The organism is Verrucomicrobiia bacterium (assembly GCA_035765895.1).
Taxonomy (GTDB): domain Bacteria; phylum Verrucomicrobiota; class Verrucomicrobiia; order Limisphaerales; family DSYF01; genus DSYF01.
Genome location: DASTWL010000002.1, coordinates 31861 through 41550, shown reverse-complemented (window position 1 = coordinate 41550; position 9690 = coordinate 31861). Strand labels below are relative to the sequence as shown.

At 65.2% G+C, this 9690-nt stretch carries 5 protein-coding genes and 1 pseudogene; 4 read left to right on the top strand and 2 right to left on the bottom strand.

What is annotated here, in order from left to right; translation table 11 throughout:
- Positions 1 to 180 (top strand): annotated as a pseudogene (locus VFV96_00205) (transposase).
- Between the two features lie 192 nt (positions 181 to 372).
- Here the strand turns inward: VFV96_00205 and VFV96_00200 are convergent.
- Entirely contained in the window at positions 373 to 693 is a 321-nt protein-coding gene (locus tag VFV96_00200) for a hypothetical protein (protein ID HEU5068818.1), read from the bottom strand.
- 300 nt (positions 694 to 993) lie between these two features.
- On the opposite strand from VFV96_00200, the gene VFV96_00195 reads away from it, so the two are divergent.
- On the top strand, positions 994 to 1788 hold the full coding sequence (locus VFV96_00195) for a CHAD domain-containing protein (protein HEU5068817.1): 795 nt from the start codon (positions 994 to 996) through the stop codon (positions 1786 to 1788).
- A gap of 75 nt (positions 1789 to 1863) precedes the next feature.
- Here the strand turns inward: VFV96_00195 and VFV96_00190 are convergent, their stop codons facing one another.
- Positions 1864 to 2730 carry a helix-turn-helix transcriptional regulator gene (locus VFV96_00190; protein HEU5068816.1) on the bottom strand — a complete coding sequence of 289 codons (867 nt, stop codon included), beginning with the start codon at positions 2728 to 2730 and terminating at the stop codon, positions 1864 to 1866.
- A 200-nt stretch (positions 2731 to 2930) separates the two neighbouring features.
- Here VFV96_00190 and VFV96_00185 point away from each other — a divergent pair, with 200 nt between their 5' ends.
- Together VFV96_00185 and VFV96_00180 are read left to right on the top strand one after the other, a co-directional pair.
- Positions 2931 to 5216 carry a POTRA domain-containing protein gene (locus VFV96_00185; GenBank protein ID HEU5068815.1) on the top strand — a complete coding sequence of 762 codons (2286 nt, stop codon included), beginning with the start codon at positions 2931 to 2933 and terminating at the stop codon, positions 5214 to 5216.
- 100 nt (positions 5217 to 5316) lie between these two features.
- A complete protein-coding gene (locus VFV96_00180) occupies positions 5317 to 9588 on the top strand; it encodes a filamentous hemagglutinin N-terminal domain-containing protein (protein ID HEU5068814.1) in 4272 nt (1423 codons plus the stop codon).
- The last annotated feature ends 102 nt before the right edge of the window (positions 9589 to 9690 follow it).

The following is a 9690-nucleotide window of genomic DNA, read 5'->3' as shown; positions in this document are numbered from 1 at the left end:
CATGCCTGTTGTCTGATGCCCAATCACTTTCATCTGGTGGTGGAAACGCCGCGGGCGAATCTGGTGGCCGGCATGAAATGGTTTCTGGGGACCTACACGGCGCGCTTCAACCGGCGGCACAAGTTGTTCGGACATCTGTTCGGCGGGCGTTACAAGTCGCTGGTCGTGGACGGCAGCGGGACGTCGGTTGTTGGGGTGCGGGATGAAGCAGCGCCAGGAGATTGAATTCAGCAAAGCGGCCGGATCTGGAAAGTGAGAGGTCCGGTCAACGCGATTGCGAAAAGCATGAGTCCAGAGCGCCTGCGCTTTGGCGCCTGGCCGGCATGAGGCCAGGTTTGAAGGAGACATCGCCTGACGCGCAAAGCTTGCCCTTCAAAAGCGCCCGGCATGGTCATATTCGGCCCGGACCATCGCGGCAATGGCCAGCTCGGTGAACAATTCGGGAAACACCAGCAGCCCAAACCCCGTGGCCTCCGCCAGTTCGCCCGCTTCCCGCGCCGCCTGCCGCAACGGCGCGTTGAAATGCGGTTCCTCGAACGTGCACAACGCCTGCGCCAGCAACCGGGCCATGAGCCGTTCCAGCGGCGTCGGCTCCATCTGCCAGAACGCCAAGCGCGAAGCCTCCTCCGTCGTTCGTGGGCTGGGACGCCGACACCGGACGGCGCCGGGCCCGCGTTGGTGCCTGGTTCTCATGTTCAATCAGGAACGGCTCCAGTTCCGCCGCGACCGGCGTCGCACCTCACGGAGGCGGACCAAAAATTCAACCGGGCTCCCCGCCACGATGGGAATCCGCCGGCCGGGCGGAGGAACCGGCAAACCGGCCATCGACAGGCGTGGTGAGCGGAAACAGGAATGACGGGACACGTTCATGGCGGCAACGGTATGATTCAAACGACGCCCCCAAACTGCTGGAAGCGTGTTTCAGGCGCGCGGCGAATGTGTTACAATTCGGCAATTGCCGTCGGCCGGCGAACCGGCAATCCTGCCCAAGCCATGAAACCCGGCCGTTTGCGCAAACGATGGCAGCGCGCCCTGACCGCCAGCCTCAAACGGTCCGAAACCTTGCTGCGGCGACGCGGTCCGCTCAATGCGACCGCCGTGCATGATTTGCGCGTGGCGCTGCGCCGGGCCCGGCTGCTGTTGCAGTTGGGCAACCCACACCGCGACCACCACCGCACCCGGCTTTTCCGCGCCGCCGCCCGCCAGATCATGGACGTGCTGGCGCCCATCCGCGATTTTGACGTCACGCTGCAATGGGTCCGCGCCCAGCAGGCTTCCCCGGCGTTGCTGACCCGCGTGCTGCAAGAGCGCGCCCAATCCTGGCAGCCGGCCGAACGCCACCTCCGGACGTTGCGACGCGAAGCGCGCCCACCCAAGTCGCGTGCCCTTGCAAAAGTCGGGGCGGAAAAACTGGCGGCACGCTTCACCAAATGGCGGCACGCACTGGCCGCCCGCTGCCGCGCGGACGTCGCGCAGGCGGCCACGTTTGCAACCCCGGAGCTGCACGCCTTGCGGCGCCGCATCCGCCGCTGGCGTTACCTGGAGGAATTGGTGCTGCCGCGGCGCGAGATGGCCCACAGCCCCGTCGTGCGCGCGCTCATCGCCGCACAGGAAGTTCTCGGCGCCGTGCAAGATGGGGAGGTCATCGGGCACAGTCTGGCCCGATGCGGCCGGTCCCGCGAAGTGACCCGACTGCGGCGGCAGATTCAGACGGAGCTGAACCAACAGCGTAAAGCCGCGCCGAAGCAGCGGGCATTGCAGGCTTTGGCGGGGCCGTTGGAAAGTTGATGCCGCATCCCAAGCCGGCGCGGGCGTGGCATCGGCGGACGTTCTTCACGCACCCACGGAGTCTGACATCCTGCATCAGGCCGGCGCCGCGGCCGGTGCTGGAGCGCGTTTCCCGCGTTGGGCGCGCGGTCGTCCGTGCCGGTGACGCCACTGGCCCGGACTCGCGCCAAACCGTCGGGAGAACATCAGGTTGAAGAGACTGAGCGACTTGAAACCGCTCTCCAAGGCAACGTCCACAATCTTGGAATCGCTGGTGGCGAGCAGCTCGCGCGCCCTTGCCAGCCGCAACTCGGCGCGCTTCTCCTGAAACGACACGCCCACGAGTTCGCGAAAGATGCGGCTCAGGTGCCGCGGGGTGCAATGCGTTCGCTGCGCGAGTTCGTGCGTGCTCATTTCCAGCAGCTCCGAAGCCGGCGTGGCTGCCAGAAATTGGCGCAGCCGTTCCCGCGCCTCCGCCGGACCCTGGTCCGATGGCGGCGGACCCGGCTCGTCGCCCACCGCCTCCACGAACACCTGCAGCAGCTTCAGCCGGTCCGCGAGCCGCGGCTGGCCCGCGTTCGCGCAGCATTCCTGCATCCGCAACGCGACCGGATGGTGCGGCGGCAAAATTTGAAAGGCGCCGGTCCGGCTGGCGGCTTGCAGAAAGTTTTGCTCGGTCAAGGTCAGCAAACCGCCCAGGCGCCGCGGCACAACGGTGAAATACTGCACTTCCAGCCGGCTCAAATGACTGGCGCGCAGAACCACCGGCGCCTCACCCGGGGCCACCACGACCGCGCCAGCCGTCAGGGGCAGGTTTTGATTCGGCTGGAGCCAGTAACCGTCGCCGGCCCGAATACGGAGCACGAGCCAGCCCACTGAACGTGGCGCCCATTCCCCACCCGGCGGAACCACCCTCTCCCGCAAGGCCAGGTGGGGTTCGTGCGCACGGGTGGAAGATCTCATGGGCGATGTGGGTGTTGGCGGTTGGCTCCGCGTGACGGAGAGAGCTAGTTCGTCTGCGTTACAAACCCGCGACGGTTGGGAAAAAACAACGCAAACTGTCGCCGACATTCCCGCACCGCCCGGCCCGCGGCGCGGCGGTTGTTGCCGTTTTGTCACGGCGCCGACAAAGAACCGTAATACACGCCACCCAGCTTCCCTCGGTGTTGTTCTCATGGACGCATCTCCGAACCCTGCTCCTGTTGCCCGGATTGACCGGGCTGATGGCCATGGGGCAAGCCCACGGCGCCGATGCGACGGCGGCCGCAGTCAGCCCGCCCGCCGGCAAAGCTGACGCACCGGCCGCGCTCACCGGATTCAACGTGCGTTCCTTCAGCATCGAAGGAACCATTCCCCCGGCGACCAACCTGCTCGCGCCGATCTTTTCCCGCCACGCCGGCACCAACATTGCACCGGACGAACTCGTGCGCGTGGCGGCCGAAGTGCAGACGGTGTATCGCGACCACGGTCATCCGGACCTGAGCGTCGTCATCGGCACGCAGCACGCGGGCGACGGCGTGGTGACGCTCAACGTGTTTCACGGCGCGCTGCCGCAAATCGTGCTGGCCGGCCGGCGTTACGTGATTTCGCCGGAGGGCGAAGTCACCGCGGCCAATCCTGCGCCCGCTGAACCAGCCGGCTCACCGGCATCCCCGGCCACCGCCAGTGCCACGGCCACCAACAGCGGACCGGCATTCGAAGTGAGAAAGTATCTGGTTGAGGGCAACACCTTGCTGTCGTCGGCCGAAATCGCCCGGGCGATCACCAACGCGCCGGCGGCGTTCGGCACCAACGTCACCCTGGGCGGCATTCAGGCGGCACTGTCCGAGCTGCAACAAGCCTATCGCGTCCGCGGCTACGTGACCGCATCAGTCGGATTGCCGCAGCAAAAGCTCACCAACGCCAGCGTCCGCCTGCGCGTGACCGAAGGCCGGCTGGCGACCATCAACGTCCGGGGCAACCATTACTTCAGCTCCAACAACGTCATGCGCGCGCTGCCGAGCCTGCACACGAACATGATTCTGAACGGCCTCGTCTTTCAATCCGAACTCAATCGCGCCAACGCCAACCAGGATCGCCAGATCTATCCAGTGATTGGTCCGGGCTTCGATCCCGGCACCAGCGAACTGACGCTCAATGTCAAGGATCACCTCCCGCTGCACGGCAAGCTGGAGCTGAACAACCAGAGCACGCCGGGCACGCCGGATTTGCGGGTCAACGCCTCGGCGGCCTACAACAACCTGTGGCAGCACGAGCACTCGCTCGGCGTGCAATACAGTTTCTCGCCGGAGGCCTGGAAGGCGGGCGACCAGTGGAACACCTACGACCTGCCGTTGGTCGCCAACTACAGCGCCTTTTACCGGCTGCCGCTGTTCAACCCCGAGGCGGTGGCGGACGTCATTGCCAGCAACCCGGGCAGTTTCGGTTACAATGAAGGGGAACGCCGGTTCGTGCTGCCGCCGCCCTCGGGGCAGATGGATTTGACGGTGTATGCCAGTCGCGCCACGATCGACACGGGCGTTCAAAACCTGTCGAGCGCCACGCTGCTGGACATTCCGGGCGTGCGGCGCATCACGCGCAACGACTCGCAACAGGACCTCACCGTCAACGAGTCCCTGGGGTTCCGCCTCAACCAGCCCGCGCGCGGCACGGAAACGTTCAGCTCCAGCTTCTCCGAAGGACTCGATTTCAAGTCCTACGCGCTGAATTCCGGCAAAACGAACAGCTTTGTGCTGTCGGAAATCACCTACGATGCGAACGGCAACCAGAATCCGCCGGTCGTCAGCACCGTGAATTCGCCGGTGCCCGAGACGCGTCAGTCGCTCGATTACCTGCCCGTTTCGCTGGCCTACAACGCCCAGTGGCGCGTGCCGCGCGCCACGCTGGGTTTTGGCCTGGGCCTGAGCGCCAACACCAGCTTCTCCGGCTCCACGAGCAATCTCCAAAACATCGCCGGCTCCACCAAGGCCTCCGGTCACTGGGTCACGCTGGATCCGAATTTCTCCGCCGACATCGTGGTGCGCACCAACTGGGTCCTGTCGCTGCGCGCCAACGGTCGCTGGGCCAGCGAACCGTTGATCAGCAACGAACAGTTTGGCGCGGGCGGCATCGCAAGCGTCCGCGGCTATCACGAAGGCGAGGTGTTCGGCGACACCGGCTGGCACGTGTCCTTGGAACAAAAGACGCCACCGCACGTCGTCGGCATGGTCGCCGGCCAACTGCCGTTGACCGTGCGCGGTTCGGTTTACATGGACTACGCCGAAACCTATTTGCTGGATCCGCAGGGCCGTGACGGCCGCACCGCCTTGTGGGGCGTAGGCTTTGGGACGGTGGCTTCCCTCGGTTCCTACTGGGAGGCGCGCTTCCTCTTTTCGCTGCCGCTGCTGGACGCCGGCACGATCAACGCCCACGAGCCGTTCTTCAACTTCGCGCTGACGGCGCAATTCTGATGTCACCCAAATGTCACCGCGGAGGCATTCAACCGGTTCGCGGGAGATGATAAAATCCCGCTCTGGCGAACCGGCCACCCGGCCGCGCGCTACGTTGCTCATGAGCACTTCATTTATATCTCCCAACGCCGGCGGCACCGCGCGCTTGTGCCGGTTCCGGATCGTTCTGCGCCCTGCCCTGCTCGCCGGCACGCTGTTGCTGAGCTGGCCATCCGCCCTGGTGCACGCCAATCCGCAGGGAGGCACCGTCGCCCAGGGCACGGCCTCATTCGCCACGTTCGGCGCGCAGTTGACGGTCACCACCTCCGATCATGCCTTCATCAATTGGCAGAGCTTCAACATCGGCGCCGGCGAAACGACCACATTCGTTCAGCCCTCGGCCTCGTCGTTGGTGTGGAACCGGATCAACGATCCGAACCCCTCGCAAATTCTCGGCAACCTGAACGCCAACGGCTACGTCGTGCTGCAAAATGCCGCGGGCTTTTACATCGGCGGCCAGGCCGCAATCTCGACGCACGGGCTGTTGATGACCACCGCGCCGCTTCACGCGCCCGACGTGTTCAGCGGCGGCGCCTGGCAGTTCGACACCCCACCGCCGACGGCGCAGATCGTCAATTACGGCCAGATCAACGTCGCGGGCGGCGCGCCGGCCTTTTTGATCGCAAGCGACATTCAGAACCACGGCACGATTGCCGCGCCCGGCGGCAAGATCGGGCTTTACGCCGGTCAAACGGTGCTCGTGTCCACCAGCCCGGACGGCCGCGGCATCAGCGCCGAAGTCACGTTGCCGGCCGGTTCGGTGGACAACGAAGGCCGCCTGATCGCCGATGGCGGCAGCATCGCCTTGCAGGCGAAAGTGGTGAACCAAAACAATCTCATCCAAGCCAACTCCGTCCGCGACGTCAACGGCACCATCGAACTCGTGGCCGGCGACAGCGTCAACCTCGGCGCCGGCTCGCTCATCAGCGCGCACGGCGACACCGCAGGGGCCAGTGCGGGCGGCTCTGTCACCGTCAAAGCCGGCCAGACGTTTGCCGACCAGGCGGGCTCGACCATCGACATTCGCGGCGGCACCGAGGGCGGCCAGGGTGGTCAGGTGGAGCTTTCCGCCGCGCAGATGGGTCCGATTGCATCCAGCATTAGCGGCGGCGCGCAGGCTGGTTTCACCGGCGGCACGCTGAGCATCGATCCTTACGACATCACCCTGGACGCCGCGTATGTGAATTCACTGAACAGCCAGATCAGCGGCGGGCTGTCGCAAATCTCGCTGCAGGCCGACCACGACATTCTGCTGACCACTGCATGGTCCCTGGCCGACCAGACGGCGGACGCGCAGTTGAGCCTGTCGGCCGGGCACAACATCACCTTCAACAACGGCACTTCGCTACGGGCGGGCAATCACTGGAATCTCGACCTTACGGCCGGCACGGCCCTGCCGGCCGGAACGACGCCCGGCGCGGGTGATTACGGCATTTATTTGAACGGCAGCGCCTATCTCCAAGGCTTCAACGGCAACATCAACCTGTGGGCCGCCAACGAAGTGCAGGTGGGCTGGTCCGGCACCCGTTTGGGCGCGGGCACGGCCAACACCGGCACGGGCCGCATCGTGACGCTCGGCGGCGGGAGCATCGCGGTGACGACGTTGTTCGGCGACGTCAACACCGGCAGCAGCACGTCGGGTTTCAATTACCTGAAGAACGCCCCGTTCTACACGCCCTTTTCGGTCAACCCCTTCAGCGGCGCGATTGGCACCACCTCGACCTTGGGCGGCATCAGCACTGCGGCGGGCGGTGATGTCACGATCACGGCCGGCGGCGACGTGACGAGCTATTTGCCGGTGGGCAACGCCGGCAATCCCACCGCGGCGCCCGCAGGCGATCCCGGCACCGGCGCCTTCGGCTCGCAGCCCGGCAATGTGACCATCAACGCCGGCGGCAGCGTTTACGGACATTACATGGTGGTCAATGGCACGGGCTCCATCAACGCCCAGGCCAACGTCGGCTCGGCCACGCACAACGTGGCGTTGAGCCTTGCCAACGGGAGCTGGGACGTGAACGCCGGCTGGAACGCCGCCGCGCAAACGGTGACCGAAGGCGCGGGCGACATTTACCTGCAGGAAGTGCGCAATCCCAACGGCGTGTTCAACGTCCAGGGCGGCGCCAACAGCGCGGGTTACCATTGGTTCGACTACGCGCCGGACGCCGCCGTTGATTTGACCGCCGGATCGGGAGTGTATTTGACGGGCCAGAATTTGCCCCGCCCCAACGGCGCGGTGCCCGTCCTCCTCCCGCCCAGCCTGAGCATTTCAGCCGGCGCAGGCGGCATCAATCTGCTGGGCAACATGACGCTGTTTCCGTCGCCAGACGCCGACCTGACGCTGGTGAACCGGCCGGGCACGGGCGGCGACTTCATCGGCTTCAACAGCTCGGGCCTGATCATGTCCGACAGCGGCGAAACGCACTGGTATGTCAGCAACACCGGGTTGCAGCCATTCAGTCCTGCCGACCACGCCAGCACGCCCGTCGCGCTGGAGAACACCGACCCGGCGACGGTCTCCATCGATGGCGACATGAAAAACGTCATCCTGCAAACCAGCAAGGCCGCCGAAATTTCCGTGGGCGGCGACCTGATCAACAGCCAGTTCTCCGGCCAGAATCTCCACGCGGACGATGTCACGTCGATTGACGTGCACGGGCAGATTTACAGCCCGGGCTCGTTCAATTCGGTCATTCTTCCCAGTGCCCCCCCGATCGCACCGTTGGACAATCTTCCGCCCAACACCATCAACAACTGGCAAACCCTCCTGGCCCTGGCCGTCGATCCCGTCAAGGTGGCGGCTCTCGGCATTCCCAGCGGAACCGATCCGTCGGCCTACGCGAGTTACATCTCGCAGGTGCTGCAGTTCGGCAATTCCCTGCAAAACAGTTTTGCCTACAACGGGACCACGAAAAAACTTACCTTCATCGGGCCCATGTCCTCGGGCGTCCTCGCCGCCTTGAGCCAGCCGCTGACGGTTTTGCGCTACGACGCATTGGGCAACCCCGTGGTGGAACGGTTGAGCGATGGCAAACTCCATTTCGTGACCGACCAGATCACGTGGGCTCCGGCCAGTGCCATCAACAGCCTGTTCCTCGCCAGCCAGGGCGCTCCCTCGCTGGACAACGCGGGCGGCGGGCTCGTGGTCGGCGGCACCGGGACGTTCAATGTGCACGCCGGATCGATTTCACTCGGCAACTCCTACGGCATTCTTTCCCTCGGCAGCGGCAAATTGCTGGGGCGCGATTATTCAACGCTCGCGCCCTACATCCAATCGGGTGCCGCCCTCAACGTCACGGTGGATGGCGATTTGAACATGCCCAGTTCCACGATTGCCTCCCTCTGCGGCGGCGACGTCACGGTCAACAGCCTCGGCGGCGCCATGGACCTCGGCTCCCAGGATCTGGTCGATTTCGAGGGCCAGATCATGCGCCGGAACAATCTCGGCCTCGGCATTTACACCTCCGGCGGCGGCGATGTGACCGTCCTGGCGCTGGGCGACATCAATGTGGACAGCTCGCGCATTGCGACCTTCAACGGCGGCGACATTCACGTGCGCTCCGAAACCGGCGACGTCAACGCCGGGAGCGGCGGGCGCATTCAAATTCCGATCAACGTTTTCTCCCCCTTCGTGCACATCCCGACCGAACCGTTCGAATATGTTTACGCCAACGGCATCGTGGCCGAGACGCTGGTGAACGCCGCGCAAGTGCCCGGCAGTTCCGGCGTTCCCGGCAACATCCTGGTCGAAGCCCCGCAGGGCGACATCCTTGCCGGGCTCGGCGGCATCCTCCAGCAGGCGTTGAATGGCAACCTCTCCTCCGGCCCGACCATCACGCTCGTCGCCGGAAGCGACGATTACGTGGGCAACATCGACCTCGGCAACTCGGGCGTCATCGGGGTGACCGTCAATCTCAAGGCCAGCGGCGACATTCGCGGGCTCGTAATTTCGCGGGAGAATTCGAGCGTGGACGCGGGCCAGAACTTCAGCGGCACGGTGCTCTCGGGCGGCACCGCGAATCTCGCGGCCGGCGGCAGTGTCTCGGGCACGATCATTGGCGTCGGAGGCGTCAACGCCAGCGGCGTCGGCGGCGTGTCGGCCGCCTTGCTGGGCCAGAATGTTTCCGTCAACGGCGGAACCGCCCAGTCCACGCTGGGCACCACCGCTTCCGCCACCGGCACCAGCCAGGCCGCCGCCCAGCAATCCAGCGACAACGGCCAGCAAGTCGCCAGCAACACCGCCGGCGACGATGACGACGAGAAAAAGAAGAAAAAAGGCCCGGCCCAACTGCTCCGCCGGGTGAAGCGGGTGACAATCATTCTGCCCAAGGCTTGAGCCGCGCGGCGGGCACGCACCACCCGAAAAGCAAACCGGAGCGCCCGCACAAGGCCGACGCTCCGGTGCCTGTGAATCACCTGTTAAACTCGCCCGGGCACG

Bases quoted from the DNA above. Each gene is read 5' to 3' on its own strand.
- VFV96_00200 (HEU5068818.1), bottom strand. From the start codon at position 693: ATGAGAACCAGGCACCAACGCGGGCCCGGCGCCGTCCGGTGTCGGCGT.
- VFV96_00195 (HEU5068817.1), top strand. From the start codon at position 994: ATGAAACCCGGCCGTTTGCGCAAACGATGGCAGCGCGCCCTGACCGCC.
- VFV96_00190 (HEU5068816.1), bottom strand. From the start codon at position 2,730: ATGAGATCTTCCACCCGTGCGCACGAACCCCACCTGGCCTTGCGGGAG.
- VFV96_00180 (HEU5068814.1), top strand. From the start codon at position 5,317: ATGAGCACTTCATTTATATCTCCCAACGCCGGCGGCACCGCGCGCTTG.